Genomic DNA, 16,055 nt, shown 5'->3' on the forward strand with positions numbered 1-16,055 from the left:
CGGGAAGCAATACGCAATGACCTCATCCGACGAAGCCCGGTCCCTGCTGCGCGAGTTCCCGGTCGTCGACGGCCACAACGACCTGCCCTACGCGCTGCGCGAGCAGGTCCGCTACGACCTCGACGCCCGTGACATCGCCGGCCACCAGAACGCGCATCTGCACACCGACATCCCTCGCCTGCGCGAGGGCGGAGTGGGCGCGCAGTTCTGGTCGGTGTACGTCCGCTCGGACCTGCCGGGCGCGGTTCCGGCGACCCTCGAACAGATCGACTGCGTACGCCAGTTGATCGCCCGTTACCCGGCCGACCTGCGGGCCGCGCTGACCGCCGCCGACATGGAGGCGGCGCGCGCCGAGGGCCGGATCGCCTCCCTCATGGGCGCGGAGGGCGGCCACTCCATCGACAACTCGCTGGGCACGTTGCGTGGCCTGTACGCCCTCGGCGTGCGCTACATGACGCTCACCCACAACGACAACAACGACTGGGCGGACTCGGCGACGGACGAGCCGAAGGTCGGCGGTCTGTCCGCCTTCGGCCGCGAGGTGGTGCGGGAGATGAACCGCCTGGGCATGCTGGTGGACCTCTCCCATGTGGCCGCGACGACCATGCGGGCCGCGCTCGACACCACCGCCGCCCCGGTGGTCTTCTCGCACTCCTCCGCCCGGGCCGTCTGCGACCACCCCCGCAACATCCCGGACGACGTCCTCGAACGCCTCCCCGCCAACGGCGGTGTGGCGATGGTGACCTTCGTGCCGAAGTTCGTGCTCCAGGCGGCGGTCGACTGGACGGCGGCGGCCGACGACAACATGCGCGCGCACGGCTTCCACCACCTCGACACCACCGAGGACGCGATGAAGGTCCACCGGGCCTTCGAGGAGAGCCACCCCCGCCCGGTCGCGACGACCGCCACGGTCGCCGACCACCTCGACCACATGCGCGAGACCGCCGGCATCGACCACATCGGCATCGGCGGCGACTACGACGGCACGGCCTTCACCCCCGACGGCCTGAACGACGTCTCCGGCTACCCCAACCTGATCGCCGAACTCCTCGACCGCGGCTGGTCCCGCCCCGACCTGGCCAAGCTCACCTGGCAGAACGCGGTCCGCGTCCTGGGCGCGGCGGAGGACGTGGCCCGGGACCTCCAGGCGACACGGGGACCGTCGAACGCGACGATCGAGTCGCTGGACGGCTGAGGTCCGGCCGCCGCCGCCGCCGACCGCGCCGAGCCGGCGGACCTCCGGCGGCACACCCACCCGGATGCCGGCGCGGGCCACCGGGGTCGAGAAGGCCGAGAAGAACACCGTCAGCGCCGCGAGGTCGCGGATGACCCGCAGCAGGTCGTCCACAGGGCACGTCGGCGGCGCAGGTCGGTGCCGGCCTCTCCCGTGAGCGGGGTGACTGAAGGGCCGTCAGCCCACGGAGAACGAATCGCCCTCCGCCGGTAGGCCGGGCGGAGGGCGAGCGGGACGTCGGGACGGCCGGCCGGTCGGGTGCGTGCGGCCGCCGGTTCGGGTGGCCGGGCCCGACGTCCGTACCCCCGAACGCCGCGTCCACCAGGAACCCTCCCGGGCGGGCGTGCGACGGTGGGCTACAGCCCCATCACGACGTAGCTCACGACGACGTACGGAGCCCGCAATGGCCGACCTCCACGACATTCCCGCCACGACCGAGGTCGGCGAGGACGACAGCTTCCCGGACGACCCCTTCCCCTCGGTGGCCGACACCGAGTTCCTGGAACGGGCCCGCGTCCTGCTGGACGCGCACCCGGTCGCGGACGGCTACAGCGGGCTGCCGCGGGCGCTGGGGCCGCTGCCCTGGTACGACCTGGAGCTGGGCGAGGCGGCCGTGGACACGGACGTGCCCCGGCTGCGCGAGGGGCACGTGGGGGCGCTGTTCTGGTCCCTGGACCTGCCGGAGCAGGAGCGCGGCGACCGGGCCGTGGGGGCCACGCTGGAACAGCTGGACCTGGTGCGCCGGGTGGTCGGGACGCACCCGGAGGGGCTCCGGCTGGTGCGCACCGCCGGGCAGGTCATCGACGCCCGCAACTGCGGCCGGGTCGCCGTGGTGCTCGGCCCCGCCTCCGCCGCGGCCGTCGACAACTCCCTCGGCATCCTGCGCGTCCTGAACTCCCTCGGCCTGCGCGTGCTCTCGCTGGCCGGCGCCGACTGGGCGGACCGGGAGGGGCTGACCCGGTTCGGCGAGGAAGTGATCCGTGAGATGAACCGGCTCGGTGTGCTGGCCGACCTGTCCGGCGCCCCGGAGAGCGTCCTGGCCAGGGTGCTCGCCCTGTCCAAGACGCCGGTCCTGTGCACCCGCTCCGCCGCCGCAGCCGTACGCCCCCACCCCGCCAACCTCTCCGACGGGCTGCTCGCGCAGCTCGGCGAGCAGCGGGGCCTGTGCATGGTGCCGCTCACCGCCGAGCAGTCCGGGCCGACCGTCGCGGACGTCGCCGACCATCTCGACCACGTCCGTACCGTGGCCGGCCCCGAGTGCGTCGCGCTGTCCGGCAGTTACGACTCCGGCGCCGCCCACCCCCGCGAGCTCGCCGACACCTCCTGCTACCCGCACCTGGTCGCCGAACTGCTCAGGCGAAGCTGGTCCGACGCCGAGCTGTCCCTGCTGACCTGGGGAAACGTCCAGCGAGTCCTGCGCAGCGCCGACTTCACCGCGCGCGCGGCCCAAGGCCGCCGCGAGCCGATCCCGGGCAGACCGGGACCGGCCGACGCGGAGACGTGAGCCCGGCCGATCCGGACGGCGTGATCAGGGGAGATCCGGATCAGGGCGATCAGGATCAAGATCAGCCAGGAGGTCAGGAGGTCAGGAGGTCAGGAGGTCAGGAGGTCAGGGGGGTCAGGAGGTCAGGGGATCCGGCACAGGCAGAAGGGGTGACCGGCCGGATCGGCGTACACCTGGAAGTCCTTCTTCTCCCGGTCCTCCAGGTCCAGCGGCCGTGCTCCCAGCGCCAGCACCTTCTCGTGGGCCGCGTCCACTTCCTCCCAGGTCGCCCCCGCGTCGAAGTCGAGATGGAGCTGCTGGGCGTTGCGGTCGGCCCGCGGCCACTCGGGCGGCGTGTACCCCGCCACCCGCTGGAAGCCCAGCCGCGGTCCGTGCGGTACCTGCAGGACGACCCACTCGTCGTCCTCCGCCACCGGGGTACCTCCGGCGACGGCGGCGTAGAAGTGGGCCAGCGCGAGCGGGTCGGGACAGTCGATCACTACGTTGCGCAGACGGGCGACGATCGCCATGAGTCCTCCTGGTTCAGCAGGCGCAGAGACAGAACGGGTGCCCGGCCGGGTCGGCGTACACCCGGAAAGTGCGTCCCCTGTCCGCCGCGTCCAGCGGCCTCGCGCCCAGCTCCAGCACCGCCTTCTCGGCCGTGTCCAGATCGTCCACCGTCAGGTCCAGGTGGAACTGCTGGGAGTCGTCGGGCGCGGGCCACTTCGGCGGCACGAAACCGGGCGCCTTCTGGAAGGCCAGCGCCTGCCCGCCGGGCACCGTCAGATCCACCCACTCCGCGTCCCCCTCGACACTGCCGCCCAGCACCCCGGCGTAGAAACCGGCGAGCGCGGGCGGGTCGGGACAGTCCAGGACGACGGCACCGAGCTTGGCGAGAGCCATGACTTCCTCCTCGAGGTCCGAGTTGCGTGTTACCTGCAGAGCCGGGTAACCAGTCACCGTTACCGCATGCTCCCGCAGCGGGGGTAACCTCGCAAGGGAATTCGGGAGGCTTGCAGGGATGAGTGAGAGATCGCCCGCGCCGGGCGGCCTGGCCCTGGTCGAGACCCTGGTGAACACGCTGGACATCGAGTCGGGCGCCGACGCGCTCGACACGCCGGACGGCAGGGCGCGCCTCGGCATCACGGAGGCCGAACTCCCGCTCTCCCGCGCCCTGCGCGAGTCCCTGCGCGCCGCCCTGCTCGCGCACGCCGGACACCTCCCGCACCGCGAGGTCACCCCGCTGGGTGAACTGCTCGCGCAGGCCCCCCTGTATGTCACCGTCGACCCCGCGGACGGCTCGGCGGCCCTCACCCCCGCCGGCTCGGCCCCGCTGCTCTCCCGGATCGCCGCCGCCGTCGCCACGGCCCTGGTCGAGGGCACCTGGATGCGCCTCAAGGCCTGCGAGGCCGACACCTGCCACTGGGCGTATTACGACCGCAGCCCAGCCGGACGCGGCCGCTGGTGCTCGATGCAGGTGTGCGGGGCGCGCGCGAAGATGCGCCGGTACCGGGCCAAGGACAAGTAAGGCACAGGCAGTTCACCGGCCACACCTGTGCCGCATGGTGCAGAATGCGACACGACACCGGTTCGGCCGACTGAGCCTCGGCCGAACCGGTGTCGTCCTTCTGTCCTGGGCGGATGGGTGACACCCCGGTCAGGCGCGCGGGGCCGCGTCGATGCGCGGGTCCGTGTCGATGCGCGGGTCCGTGTCGATGTGCGGGTCCGTGTCGATGTGCGGCCACCGCCGCGTGGGCGCGACCAGCCCCCACGCACCCGCGGCCTCAGGCGGTCGGCCGCCCCATCGCCCGGTACGTCCACCCCGCCCGCCGCCAGACCTCCGGCTCCAGTGCGTTCCGCCCGTCGAGGACCACCTTCGCCGAGGCCACCGCACCCAGCTCCGCCGGATCCAGCTCCCGGAACTCCCGCCACTCCGTCAGGTGCAGCACGACATGGGCCCCCCGCACGGCCTCCAGCGCCGTCTCCGCATAGCCCAGCGTCGGGAACAGCCGCCGGGCGTTCGCCATGCCCTTCGGGTCGTACACCGTCACCTGGCCGCCCTGCAGATGGATCTGCCCGGCGACGTTCAGCGCCGGCGAGTCCCGCACGTCGTCCGAGTCCGGCTTGAAGGCCGCGCCGAGCACCGCCACCCGCTTCCCGAGGAACGACCCGCCGCCGAGCGCCTCGCGGGCCATCTCGACCATCTGCCCCCGGCGCCGCATGTTGATGGAGTCGATCTCGCGCAGGAAGGTCAGCGCCTGGTCGGCGCCCAGCTCACCCGCGCGGGCCATGAAGGCGCGGATGTCCTTCGGCAGGCAGCCGCCGCCGAACCCGATCCCGGCGCGCAGGAACTTCTTCCCGATCCGGTCGTCGTGCCCGATCGCCTCGGCCAGCCTGGCCACGTCACCGCCCGCGGCCTCGCACACCTCGGCCATGGCGTTGATGAAGGAGATCTTGGTGGCGAGGAAGGAGTTCGCGGACGTCTTCACCAGCTCGGCCGTCGGGAAGTCGGTCACGACGAACGGCGTGCCCTCGCCCACCGGCGTCGCGTACACCTCGCGCAGCAGCTTCTCGGCACGCTCGCTGCGCACGCCGACCACGATCCGGTCGGGGTGCAGGGTGTCCTGGACGGCGAAGCCCTCCCGCAGGAACTCCGGGTTCCAGGCGAGTTCGGCGTCGGCGCCCGCGGGCGCGTTCTCGGCGAGGTAGGCGGCCAGCCGCTCCGCCGAACCGACCGGCACGGTCGACTTGCCGACCACGAGCGCGGGCCCGGTCAGATGCGGGGCCAGCGACGCGATCGCGGAGTCGACGTACGACATGTCGCACGCGTACTCGCCGTGCTTCTGCGGGGTGTTCACACAGACGAAGTGGATGTCGCCGAAGGCACCCACCTCGGCCCAGTCGGTGGTGAAGCGCAGCCGCCCGCTGGAACCCTCGAAGCCCGCCACGTGCCTGCGCAGCAACTCGTCGAGGCCCGGCTCGTACATCGGGGTCTCGCCGCGCTCCAGCAGGGCGATCTTCTCCGGTACGACGTCGAGGCCGAGCACCTCGAAGCCGAGCTCCGCCATGGCCGCGGCATGCGTGGCGCCGAGATAACCGGTGCCGATCACAGTGATCTTGAGGCTCATGGAATGCTCCAGCTCGGGGACGTTGATGCTGCTGCGGGGCCGAGCATAACCGGGCCCTACTGCGGGCAACTTTCCCGCTGTCGCGTACCTCACGTCACCGTTCCGTGGGCTGCGCTCTAAACTTTGAGTTACTTAACAGTAATTAGCGTCAGCACCACTGCGTCTGGAGTGAGAGACCTTGGCCGGATCGGCTGACTTCGACCTGTACCGCCCGTCCGAGGAGCACGACATGCTCCGCGACGTCGTCCGCGCGCTGGTCGAGGCGAAGATCGCCCCGTACGCGGCCGCGGTCGACGAGGAGGCCCGCTTCCCGCAGGAGGCCCTCGACGCGCTGGTCGCCAACGACCTGCACGCCGTGCACGTACCCGAGGAGTACGGCGGTGCCGGCGCCGACGCGCTCGCCACGGTCATCGTGATCGAGGAGGTGGCCCGCGCCTGCGTCTCCTCCTCCCTCATCCCGGCGGTGAACAAGCTGGGTTCGCTCCCGGTGATCCTCTCCGGCTCCGAGGACCTGAAGAAGAAGTACCTGGCGCCGCTGGCCAAGGGCGACGCGATGTTCTCGTACTGCCTCTCCGAGCCGGAGGCGGGCTCCGACGCGGCCGGCATGAAGACGAAGGCGGTCCGCGACGGCGACCACTACGTCCTCAACGGCGTGAAGCGCTGGATCACCAATGCGGGCGTGTCCGACTACTACACCGTCATGGCCGTGACCGACCCGTCCAAGCGCTCGAAGGGCATCTCCGCGTTCGTCGTCGAGAAGTCGGACGAGGGCGTCTCCTTCGGAGCCCCGGAAAAGAAGCTCGGCATCAAGGGCTCGCCGACCCGTGAGGTCTACTTCGACAACGTCCGCATCCCCGCCGACCGCATGATCGGCGCGGAGGGCACCGGCTTCGCCACCGCGATGAAGACCCTGGACCACACCCGCATCACCATCGCCGCCCAGGCGCTGGGCGTCGCGCAGGGCGCGCTGGACTACGCCAAGGGCTACGTCCAGGAGCGCAAGCAGTTCGGCAAGCCGATCGGCGACTTCCAGGGCATCCAGTTCATGCTCGCCGACATGGCCATGAAGATCGCCGCCGCCCGCGCCCTCACCTACCAGGCCGCGGCCGCCTCCGAGCGCGGCGACGCCGACCTGACCTTCCAGGGCGCCGCGGCGAAGTGCTTCGCCTCCGACACCGCCATGGAGGTCACCACGGACGCCGTCCAGCTCCTCGGCGGCTACGGCTACACCCGCGACTACCCGGTCGAGCGCATGATGCGTGACGCGAAGATCACCCAGATTTATGAGGGCACGAACCAGGTTCAGCGGATCGTGATGGCCCGGAACCTGCCGTAACCCGCAAGGAATTCACCGGAAAGGCGCCCCCCGGGGCGCCTTTTCCCGCTCTGTCGCCGAATGGCGCTACCGATCGGTCGGGCTTAGGAACGAAGACGAACGGGGCCTGCCCCGGGCCCTTCCCCCTCTCCCCTGGAGGAGCCATGACCCAGACCGGACCCATGACCGCCATGAGCAAGCAGATGCAGGAGTGCGTCAACGCGTGCATGGCCGCCCACACGATGTGTGAGGAGACCATGAGCTCCTGCATGTCCATGGACGGCGGCCAGGCCCACATGAGGATCATGCGCGCGCTGATGGACTGCTCCGAGGTGACCCGGATGTGCGCCGACATGATGATGCGGCGCTCGCCCCTGTCGGCCGAGATGTGCGCGATGTGCGCCAGGGCCTGCGACATGTGCGCCGAGGCGTGTATGTCCATGCCGGACGACCCGCAGATGAAGCGCTGCGCGGACGCGTGTCGCCGCTGCGCCGAGATGTGCCGCTCGATGGCCGGCGCGTCCATGTGACACCCCGCTGAAACGGCGTCGGGGGCACCCCGCAGGGCGCCCCCGAACCGCGTACGACCGGTCTCAGTTGCCGGTGACGGTGACCTTCTGGTCGTTCTTCAGCTCGTCGACCAGGGTCTTGACCTTCGCCTTGTCCCAGACGAGGTTGCCGCCCGTGGAGCCGGAGACCGGCATGTTCATCGAGGTGCCGTCGCCGCCGTTGACGTCCTTCATCGCGAAGAACATGGAGGCCAGGTCCCACAGGCTCATGTCCTTGTCGACGGTGAGGGAGTCCAGTCCCGCGCCGAGGGTGGGGTAGAGCTTGAAGGGGTTCAGGACCGTCGAGGGGGTGGCCACCTGGTGGGCCAGCGCCGCCAGGAACTTCTGCTGGTTCTTGGTGCGCTGCAGGTCGGACGCGGCGAAGGCGTGCCGGGTGCGGACGAAGGCGAGGGCCTCCTCGCCGTTCAGGGTCTGCTTGCCCGCCTTGAAGTTCGCGCCCGAGTACTTGTCCGTGAAGCCCTTGTCGATGTCGATCGTGACCCCGCCGACCGCGTCCACGATGTCCGCGAAGCCGGCGAAGCCGATCTCCACGTAGTGGTCGATGTGCAGCCCGGTGTTGTACTCGACCGTGCGCACGAGCAGGGTCGGGCCGTCCTCCGCGTAGGCCGCGTTCAGCTTCGTGTGCCGGCCGGTGCCCTGGTAGACCTTGCCGGACGTGGACCCCTTGTACGAGGGGATCTCCACGTCCGAGTCGCGGGGGAGGGAGATCAGCGTGTCGCCGTTGTCGCCGACGTGCAGGATCATCATCGAGTCCGTGCGCTGACCCTCGGCCGAACCCGTGTGCAGCTTCTTCTTCTCGTCGGCCGACATGCCCTTGCGGCTGTCGGAACCGACGATCAGGTAGTTGGTGCCCGCGCCGGCGGCGGGACGGTCGATGACCTTCGACAGGTCGACGTCCCGGTGCAGCTTGGAGTCGGCCCAGAAGTAGGTCGCCACGGATGTGACGATCAGCACGCTCAGGACGACGATCGCGGTCCACTTGATCCGCTTGCGCCAGTTCGGAGCCGGACGCGGGCCGCGCTCACGGGTGCCGCCGGGTCCTCCGCTCCCGGGGCCGCCGCCGTAGACCTGGCCGGTGTTGTAGCCGCTGTCGTATCCGGCGCCGTCGTCGTACCCGTTGCCGTACGCCGGCTGCTGCGGGACGCCGGCGTAGCCGCCGCCCCCCTGCTGCGGCGCGCCGTACGGCGGCGCCGACGGCTCCCCGCGTCGTACCTGGCGCATCACGCGGGCGCCCTCAGGCTGCGCGCTTGCGCTACCGCGTCCGTACCGGTTTCCGCGGTTGTCGTTCGACCGTCCCTCGGGCCATTCGTTCATGGGCCCCAGTGTGCAGGCAGCGCCGGTACCTCTTACAAGGGTCGTCGGGAAATCAGGGCCGCGCTGTTGCGAACCCGACACAAATTCCGTGATTGTCACTTCGGCATAAGGTAGGGGCCATGACAGACCAGGCCCCCGAGGCGGAGTCCGATATTCCCGGCAAGCCGACGTCCGCTTCCCGGACCACGCTGAGCCACATCATGACCCACAACGACACCAACCTCCTCGGCACGGTGCACGGCGGTGTGATCATGAAGCTCGTCGACGACGCGGCGGGCGCGGTCGCCGGGCGCCACTCGGGCGGTCCCGCCGTCACCGCGTCCATGGACGAGATGGCGTTCCTGGAGCCGGTCCGCGTCGGTGACCTGGTCCATGTCAAGGCGCAGGTCAACTGGACCGGCCGGACGTCCATGGAGGTGGGCGTACGGGTCCTCGCCGAACGCTGGAACGAGTCCAACCCCGCCACCCAGGTCGGTTCGGCCTACCTGGTCTTCGCGGCGGTCGACGCCGACGGCAAGCCGCGCCGGGTACCGCCGGTGATACCGGAGACCGACCGGGACCGCCGGCGCAATCAGGAGGCCCAGATCAGGCGCACGCACCGGCTGGCGCGCCGCCGGGAGATCCGCGAGCTGCGCGAGCGCAGGGTGGCCGAGGGGTTCGAGGACTAGCGCGGCTCCCTGAAAGAAGGGACGCCGCACGAGCGCCCCTTCAGGGGCGCGGGGAACTGCGCGAACAACCCCCACGCACGCACGAGCGCCCCTTCAGGGGCGCGGGGAACTGCGCGAACAACCCCCGCGCACCCGCGGCCGAGACACGACCCTCAGCACACCGTCTCATCTCCCCTGATCACAGAGGATTCCCCCTGTGCGGGGGACTCGGCCCGTACCTTCCGCACACTCGCCGGCCCCTTGAAGTCCGCCCCGGTCGTCACCCGCAGCACCGGGCCCATCCCCTTCACCGCCCGCAGCTGGCTCCCCGGCAGGGCCGTCGCGAGCGACCGGGCCGAGCGGTCCCAGCGGGGGTCGAAGGAGATCACCGTCCGCCGCACGTCGTGCCGGGCGGCGGTCACCGGCTGGTGGTTCGTCGCGAACCCCGCCGCCGCCAGTGCCGCGTCCATCCGCCGCCCGAGCCCCGCCGTCCCCGTGCCGTTCTCCACCTGCACATGGATCTGTGCCGGCGCCACCTCCACGGTCGCCGGCGCCGGACGGGCCGGCCGCGCGGGTGCCGGCGGCGCCAGTGGCTTGTCCTCGCGCAGGGACTGGAACAGCTGGTCCGACCTGGCCTGGTCCCACTTCAGCGTCGAGCCGATGCCCTTCACGGCGTACCCCAGCTGCCCGATGGGGACGGTCGTGAACTCGGAGGAGGACGGGGAGAAGTTCCGCATCGCCCGGCCGAGGTCCAGCAGTTCGTCCGTGCCGAAGCCCATGTCGGCGCGTACGGAGCCCAGCACCGCTCGCGTCACGTCCCGGAACTTGATGGGGTTGAGCAGCACTCCCGACGACGACGCCCGTTCGATCAGCGCGGCCAGGAACCGCTGCTGCCGTTTCATCCGGCCGAGGTCGCTCGCGCCGTCGACGTGCCGGGAGCGGACGAACTGCAGGGCCTGGCCGCCGTTCAGCTTGTGCGTGCCGGCGGAGAGGTCGAGGCCGGTGTAGGAGTCCTTCAGCGGCTGGGGCGTACAGATCCGGACCCCGCCGAGCACGTCCACGGTCCGCATGAACGTGATGAAGTCGACCTCCAGATAGTGGTCGATCTTCAGGTGGGTCATGGCCTCGACCGTGCGGACGGTCAGCTGCGGGCCGCCCTCCGCGTAGGCCGCGTTCAGCTTGATGGGGTGGGCGCTGTGCGCCCGGCCCGTCGTCTCGTCGGTGTGCGGCGGCACCTCGGCGTACGAGTCGCGCGGCAGGCTGACGACCGTCGCCCGCTCCCGGTCCGCCGAGATGTGCACGATCATCATCGTGTCCGTGCAGTGGCAGGGCGCCCCGCCCAGCCGGTACTTCCGCCGCTCCCGCTCCGTGATCTTGTCGCGGCCGTCGGTGCCGACCAGCAGGACGTTCATGCCGTGGCCGGGGGCCGGGCGGTTCTTCATGTCCTTGAACGGGTCGACCCGCGCGATGTCCGCGTCGAGACTGGCCATCACGGAGTGTCCGATCCCGGCCGACGCCAGCACCACCACCGAGAGTGTGGTCACGGCCCGCATGGCCCAGCGCGGCCGCCGGGGCCTTGCGGGTCGTACCGGCGGCCGCGGGGCCTGACGGGTGGGCTGTGGTCGACGCTGCGGCCGGGCGGGCCGGGCGGGGGACCGGGGCGGGCTGGCGGCCAAAGGACACCTCCGGACGAGGCCGTACGTGGGATCCGTGAGCACCGTAGGCCGATACGACCTTCAGCCCGCGGCTTGGCACCGGCGGCGCGCACCGGTGTCCCCCGTTCGCGGTAACGTGAGTCCCCTATGAACGCCAAGCCCGACGTGCGGCACCCCGCAGTTTCTGTGATCATGCCCGTCCTCAACGAGGAGCGGCATCTGCGTGGGGCCGTCCAAGCGATCCTCGCGCAGGAGTACGCCGGTGAGCTGGAGGTCGTCATCGCCCTCGGTCCGTCCACGGACCGCACGGACGAGATCGCGGCGCAGCTCGTGGCCGAGACTGCGTCATTCAAAAACAAGCGCGTGCACACCGTCCCGAACCCGACCGGCCGCACCCCGGCCGCGCTGAACGCCGCGATCAAGGCCTCCCGGCATCCGATCGTGGTGCGCGTGGACGGCCACGGGATGCTCTCCCCGAACTACATCGCGACCGCTGTCCGCCTCCTGGCGGAGACCGGCGCGCAGAACGTCGGCGGCATCATGCACGCCGAGGGCGAGAACGCCTGGGAGCACGCGGTCGCGGCGGCCATGACCTCGAAGATCGGCGTCGGCAACGCCGCCTTCCACACGGGCGGCGAGGCCGGTCCCGCCGAGACCGTCTACCTCGGTGTCTTCCGCCGCGAGGCCCTGGAGCAACAGGGCGGCTACAACGAGGAGTTCATCCGCGCCCAGGACTGGGAGCTGAACTTCCGGATCCGCGAGGCCGGCGGCCTGATCTGGTTCTCGCCGGAGCTGCGGGTGTCGTACCGGCCGCGGCCGAGCATGAAGGCGCTCGCCAAGCAGTACAAGGACTACGGCCGTTGGCGGCACGTCGTCGCCCGCTACCACGAGGGTTCCATCAACCTGCGCTACCTCGCCCCGCCCACGGCGGTGTGCGCGATAGCGGCCGGGTTGGTCGTCGGCGCCCTGGTCACCCCGTTCGGGTTCGTGATCCCCGGCGGCTATCTCGCCGCGATCGCCGCCGGGTCGCTCCCGGCCGGCAAGGGGCTGCCCCTCAAGGCGCGGCTCCAGATCCCGCTCGCCCTCGCCACCATGCACATGTCGTGGGGGTACGGCTTCCTGACCAGCCCCAAGGCCCTGGCGAAGCGGGTCATCGCGTCCCGCCGTCCCGCGGTGCTCAGCCCTTCCTCCTCCGGCTGAGCACCCGCCCGCAGAGCGACCCGGACTACCAGGTGTAGTCCGGGTCGACGTGCATGCACGCCTTGGTGTCCGCGGCGTTGAGGGCGCTCGCCGAGGCCGGCGTGGTGTCATCGTCGTCGGCGGTGTACTTCGTGCCCGAGCGCCAGTCGGCGCCCACCACCAGCGTGACCCCGTCGACGTCCGTGGACTTCTTCACCTGGCCGGCCGGGACGCCCAGCACCTTCGCGACCCGCTGGGCGTCGCCCGCCAGGTCGGCGCTCGGATAGCGCACCAGCGTCCGGTCCTCGCTCAGCGGCGCCGAGGTGTCGGCGGCCGCCTTCGTGAAGCCCTTGCCGACGAGCAGTTCGGTGACGGCGGCGGCCCGGCCGGTGACCGCGGACTCCGTGCCGCCGCTGGTGCCGTTCTGCACCTGTACGGCGATCCGGTCGTCGGCAGCCGCCTTGTCGGTGACCTTCGTCGTCGTGGTCGTCGTCTTCTTCTTGTCCTTGCCGTCGAGGGCGATGTCCTCGCGGACCAGCCGCCACAGCTTGGCCGCGTCGGTGGGTTTGGGCAGGACGCGGTTGCCGTCCGAGGAGTACACCCACGGCATCGTCGTCATCGTGATGCGCTGGGTGGGGACCTTCTTCAGCTCCTTGCTCAGGTCGTAGAGCTCGGTGACCGTGCCGAGGCCGTCGTCCACCGTCAGTGCCTTGGTGGCGGTCTCGGCGAGCTTGAGGAGCTTGTCGGGGTTGCTGAGGGTCGCGTTGGAGCGCAGCTGGCGGACCATCGAGTTCATGTACATGTGCTGGGCCTTGGTGCGGGCGATGTCGCTGCCGTCCTCGAAGCCGTACCGGGTGCGCAGCCACTGCAGGGCCTGCTCGCCCTTGACGGCGGTGGTGCCCTTCTTCAGTTTCAGGCCCGAGCCGTGTCCCGTGGAGGTGTGCGAGTAGATGTCGGCGTCGACGCACACCGGTACCCCGCCGATCGCGTCCGCCATGGACACCACGCCCGAGAAGTCGACCATCATGAAGTGGTCGATGTGGATGTCGGTGAGCTTCTCCCAGGTGGCCACCGAGCAGCCGGGGCCGCCGCGCTCCAGGGACGAGTTGGTCATGGTGTCGGAGGCCGCCGCGTAGACCTTGCCGGTGTCGGTGTCCGTGCACTCGGGGATGTCGACCAGGGTGTCGCGGGGCATGGACACCACCGACATGTTGGTGCGGTCCGCCGAGACGTGCAGCAGCATCTGCACGTCGGCGCGGGCGGCGGTGCCGATGTCCCTGGCGCCGCCCAGCTTCTGGTTCTCGGCGGTGTCCCGGGCGTCGGAGCCGATCAGCAGGATGTTCAGGGGCCTCTGCCCGGCCGCGTTCGCCTTCGACCCGGCCGCGCGGTCCTTGGCGTCCCCGATGTTCAGGGACTCCTTATTGATGTTGCCGTTGAGGTGTTCGTAGTAGAGGTATCCGGCGGTGGCGGTGCCGGCTATCGCCAGGACCACGACCGAGGCCGACCAGCGCAGCACCCGGCGTCTGCGCCGCCCGCGGTCACCGTCCGCCCCGCCGCCGCGCCGTCTGTCACCGTGCCGACCGTCACCGCCCTGGGGTGTCAGGGTCATCGTGTCGTCGACCACGGCCACGCCGGACACCTCCCCTCGCACATTGCCGCGCACCAACCGCCCGCCCTCCCGCTCGCCACTGCCGCCGCACCCGACTCCCAGGTACCTGGGCACCTGGGCACGGCGGCAGTGTCATGCAGTCGTTTAGGAGTTGCCTGTGCTTACCTGTGCGGTTCTGTGTGTGAGGGGGTCGTGCCGCCTGTAACGACCTTGTATGGGGCCGGGCGCGCGGGCTACCACCGATAGGGCGCGTACACGTCCATGCACTGCGTGGTGTCCGAGCCGTTGATGGCGTCGGAGTTGCCGGGCAGGTCACCGGCCTTAGGAGCGGACTGCTGGGGATACGTCGTCCCGTCGCGCCAGTCGGCACCGACGACGAGCGTGACGCCCGACACATCGGTGGTCTGCTTCACCTGGCCGACCGGCATCCCCAGCGCCTTGGCGACCGCCTGGGCGTCGCCCTGCAGGTCCGCGCTCGGATACTCCACGACCGACTTCTCCACGGACTCGGTGGCCGACGAGGTGTCCGCCGTCGCCCTGGTGTAGCCCTTGGCACCGAGTTCCGTGGCCATCGTCCGGGCCCGAAGGGGGACCGCGGCCTCGGTCGAGGTCCCGGTGGCGTTCTGCACCAGCACCCCGAGTTGGGCGGCGGGGACGGAGGGCGCCTTGGTCGCCGCGGCGGTCCCGGTGTTCTTCTTCTTGCTCTCCTTGGCGTCACCGTTCTTGTCGAACGCCACGTCGTCGCGGAGCATCTGCCACATCTTGTCGGCGTTCGCGGTGTCCGGCACGAGGTGGTCCTTGTTCTGCGGGTCCTGGAGGTTCGGCATCGTGAGCGAGGTGATGCGGTCCGTCGGCACCGACTTGAGCTGCATGCCCAGGTCGTAGAGCTTCTTCGGGGTGCCGATCTCCTCGGAGACCGTCAGCGACTTGGTGGCCGCCTCGGCCAGGTCCATCAGCCTGCCGGTGTCGGTGAAGACGTTCTGCCCCTTCAGCGTCCGGATCATCGAGTTGAGGTACATGTGCTGGGCCTTGGCCCGCAGCGGGTCACTGCCCCAGGCGTGCCGGGTGCGCAGCCACTGCAGGGCCTGCTCACCCTTCACCTTGTGCGTGCCGGCCGTCATCTTCAGCCCGGAGCCGCCGGACACCGCGGCCGTCGGCCGGTCCCACACGTTCTGCTTCACACAGACGTCGACGCCGCCGATGGCGTCCGCCATCTTCACCACGCCCGCGAAGTCGATCGTGATCCAGTGGTCGATGTAGACCCCGGTGAGGTTCTCCCAGGTGGCCAGCGTGCAGCCGGCACCGCCGCGGGCCAGCGACTCGTTGATGATGGTGTTGGTCGCCGGGTACACCTTGCCGGTGTCCGGGTCCGTGCACTTGGGGATGTCGACCCGGGTGTCCCGGGGGATGCTCACCATCGCCGCGTTCTTGCGGTCCGCCGACAGGTGGATCAGCATCTGGACATCCCCGAGCGGCGGGCTGCCCCGGTCGTACTTGGCGCCGCCGAGCTTCACGTTCTCGTCGGAGTTACGGCTGTCGGAGCCGATCAGCAGGATGTTCAGCGGCGTCTGACCGGCCGCGTTGGCCGCGGTCTTCCGCGCCTTGGCGTCGCCGATGTCGCGCTCGCCCTTGTGGATGTTGCCGTTCAGGTGCTGGTAGTAGAGGTAGCCGGCACCGGCCGTGCCGAGGATCACCACCGACAGCACGGTCGCCGACCAGCGCAACGCGCGCCGACCGCGTCTGCGCCGGCCGCCGTTCGAGCCGTGTGACCCGTTGGGTCCGCCGCTCTTGCCGCTCGTGCCGTTCTTGCCGCCCTTGCGACGGCCGCCGCCCGCACCGCCCGGCGCCCCGGATGTCTTCGGTGCGAGGGACCTCGTGTCCTCGACCGCAGGCTTTTCCCCCCGCACATCGCTCTGCGTCAA

Annotated in this window: 14 protein-coding genes; 7 read left to right on the top strand and 7 right to left on the bottom strand. The window is 70.6% G+C overall.

Annotated elements, in window-relative coordinates:
- Positions 1–16 precede the first annotated feature (16 nt).
- Positions 17–1,195 carry a dipeptidase gene (locus ACZ4N4_RS40660; protein WP_453564620.1) on the top strand — a complete coding sequence of 393 codons (1,179 nt, stop codon included), beginning with the start codon at positions 17–19 and terminating at the stop codon, positions 1,193–1,195.
- A 442-nt stretch (positions 1,196–1,637) separates the two neighbouring features.
- Positions 1,638–2,738, top strand: a complete 1,101-nt coding sequence (locus tag ACZ4N4_RS40665) for a dipeptidase (RefSeq protein ID WP_467598575.1) — start codon at positions 1,638–1,640, stop codon at positions 2,736–2,738.
- A gap of 122 nt (positions 2,739–2,860) precedes the next feature.
- Here the strand turns inward: ACZ4N4_RS40665 and ACZ4N4_RS40670 are convergent, their stop codons facing one another.
- Together ACZ4N4_RS40670 and ACZ4N4_RS40675 are read right to left on the bottom strand one after the other, a co-directional pair.
- Entirely contained in the window at positions 2,861–3,247 is a 387-nt protein-coding gene (locus tag ACZ4N4_RS40670; RefSeq protein WP_467598578.1) for a VOC family protein, read from the bottom strand.
- Between the two features lie 13 nt (positions 3,248–3,260).
- Positions 3,261–3,620 carry a VOC family protein gene (locus tag ACZ4N4_RS40675; RefSeq protein WP_467598581.1) on the bottom strand — a complete coding sequence of 120 codons (360 nt, stop codon included), beginning with the start codon at positions 3,618–3,620 and terminating at the stop codon, positions 3,261–3,263.
- Positions 3,621–3,738: 118 nt separating this feature from the next.
- Here ACZ4N4_RS40675 and ACZ4N4_RS40680 point away from each other — a divergent pair, with 118 nt between their 5' ends.
- A complete protein-coding gene (locus ACZ4N4_RS40680) occupies positions 3,739–4,245 on the top strand; it encodes a CGNR zinc finger domain-containing protein (RefSeq protein ID WP_453564610.1) in 507 nt (168 codons plus the stop codon).
- Between the two features lie 256 nt (positions 4,246–4,501).
- On the opposite strand, the gene ACZ4N4_RS40685 is transcribed toward ACZ4N4_RS40680, so the two are convergent.
- On the bottom strand, positions 4,502–5,845 hold the full coding sequence (locus ACZ4N4_RS40685) for a UDP-glucose dehydrogenase family protein (RefSeq protein WP_467598584.1): 1,344 nt from the start codon (positions 5,843–5,845) through the stop codon (positions 4,502–4,504).
- Between the two features lie 178 nt (positions 5,846–6,023).
- On the opposite strand from ACZ4N4_RS40685, the gene ACZ4N4_RS40690 reads away from it, so the two are divergent.
- Both ACZ4N4_RS40690 and ACZ4N4_RS40695 read left to right on the top strand, forming a co-directional pair.
- Positions 6,024–7,181 carry an acyl-CoA dehydrogenase gene (locus ACZ4N4_RS40690; protein ID WP_467598587.1) on the top strand — a complete coding sequence of 386 codons (1,158 nt, stop codon included), beginning with the start codon at positions 6,024–6,026 and terminating at the stop codon, positions 7,179–7,181.
- Positions 7,182–7,324: 143 nt separating this feature from the next.
- A complete protein-coding gene (locus ACZ4N4_RS40695) occupies positions 7,325–7,690 on the top strand; it encodes a four-helix bundle copper-binding protein (RefSeq protein WP_453564603.1) in 366 nt (121 codons plus the stop codon).
- 63 nt (positions 7,691–7,753) lie between these two features.
- Here ACZ4N4_RS40695 and ACZ4N4_RS40700 read toward each other — a convergent pair whose 3' ends face one another.
- A complete protein-coding gene (locus ACZ4N4_RS40700) occupies positions 7,754–9,043 on the bottom strand; it encodes an LCP family protein (RefSeq protein WP_467598590.1) in 1,290 nt (429 codons plus the stop codon).
- A gap of 119 nt (positions 9,044–9,162) precedes the next feature.
- On the opposite strand from ACZ4N4_RS40700, the gene ACZ4N4_RS40705 reads away from it, so the two are divergent.
- Positions 9,163–9,711: an acyl-CoA thioesterase gene (locus tag ACZ4N4_RS40705; RefSeq protein ID WP_351738700.1), complete on the top strand. Its 549-nt coding sequence runs from the start codon at positions 9,163–9,165 to the stop codon at positions 9,709–9,711.
- Positions 9,712–9,863: 152 nt separating this feature from the next.
- Here ACZ4N4_RS40705 and ACZ4N4_RS40710 read toward each other — a convergent pair whose 3' ends face one another.
- Complete coding sequence (locus ACZ4N4_RS40710) at positions 9,864–11,366, bottom strand: LCP family protein (protein WP_467598594.1); 1,503 nt, start codon at positions 11,364–11,366, stop codon at positions 9,864–9,866.
- 126 nt (positions 11,367–11,492) lie between these two features.
- Between ACZ4N4_RS40710 and ACZ4N4_RS40715 the strand changes: the two genes are divergently transcribed.
- Positions 11,493–12,545 (top strand): glycosyltransferase family 2 protein, encoded by a 1,053-nt coding sequence (locus ACZ4N4_RS40715; RefSeq protein WP_467598596.1) that lies wholly within the window; start codon positions 11,493–11,495, stop codon positions 12,543–12,545.
- 25 nt (positions 12,546–12,570) lie between these two features.
- Here the strand turns inward: ACZ4N4_RS40715 and ACZ4N4_RS40720 are convergent, their stop codons facing one another.
- Positions 12,571–14,133, bottom strand: a complete 1,563-nt coding sequence (locus ACZ4N4_RS40720; protein WP_467598663.1) for an LCP family protein — start codon at positions 14,131–14,133, stop codon at positions 12,571–12,573.
- A 233-nt stretch (positions 14,134–14,366) separates the two neighbouring features.
- Complete coding sequence (locus tag ACZ4N4_RS40725) at positions 14,367–16,055, bottom strand: LCP family protein (RefSeq protein WP_467598599.1); 1,689 nt, start codon at positions 16,053–16,055, stop codon at positions 14,367–14,369.

It is taken from the genome of Streptomyces sp. NPDC026538 (assembly GCF_055567535.1).